This window comes from Pseudomonas sp. 910_21 (assembly GCF_052850735.1).
This window is the reverse complement of sequence record NZ_VXCY01000034.1, coordinates 1-707: the sequence shown is the minus strand read 5'-3', so window position 1 is coordinate 707 and position 707 is coordinate 1. Positions and strand designations below refer to the sequence as shown.

General features: G+C 64.2%; 1 protein-coding gene. It reads right to left on the bottom strand.

Going from position 1 to position 707, the window contains the following annotated elements:
- A partial coding sequence (locus FW796_RS31855) for a phosphopantetheine-binding protein (RefSeq protein ID WP_446440704.1) occupies positions 1-707 on the bottom strand: 707 nt, incomplete at both ends.

Below are 707 nucleotides of genomic sequence, written 5' to 3'. Positions count from 1 at the left end.
AGCGGCTTGAGCAGCACCGACTGGTTCCAGTGATGACGCTCCGGCACCGGGGTGTCGAAGAACCACTGCTGGATCGGCAGCAGCGCCATTTCGCCACGCACCGGACCCTGATCGATCTGCAACCCGCCCTCGCCCTGCTCCGCCACCGTGGCCAGCCCTTGCACCGTCTGGTGCTGGAACAGGTCCTTGGGGGTGAAGCGGATACCGGCCTGCCGCGCACGGCTGACCACCTGGATCGAGATGATCGAGTCGCCCCCCAGCTCGAAGAAGTTGTCGGTGACGCCCACCTGTTCAAGTTTCAGCACATCGGCCCAGATCGCCGCGATCTGTTGTTCCAGGTCGTTTTGCGGTGCCACGTAGGTCTGCTGCATCAACTGCGCATCGACTTTCGGCAGCGACTTGCGGTCCAGCTTGCCGTTCGGCGTCAGCGGCAGTGCTTCGAGGAACAGCAGGTAAGTCGGCACCATGTAGTCCGGCAGGCTTTCCCGCAGGCGAGCCTTGATGCTTTCGCGCAACTGCGCCTGGCGCTCGTTGCTCAACGCCACCTCGGCGTCCACCGGCACGATGTAGCCCACCAGCTGCTGGCCACTCGGCCCTGGCTGGGCGATCACCGCCACTTCCAGCACCGGGTCCTGTTCCAACAGGCGCGCTTCGATCTCGCCCAGTTCGATACGGAAACCCCGCACCTTCACCTGATGGTCGACACG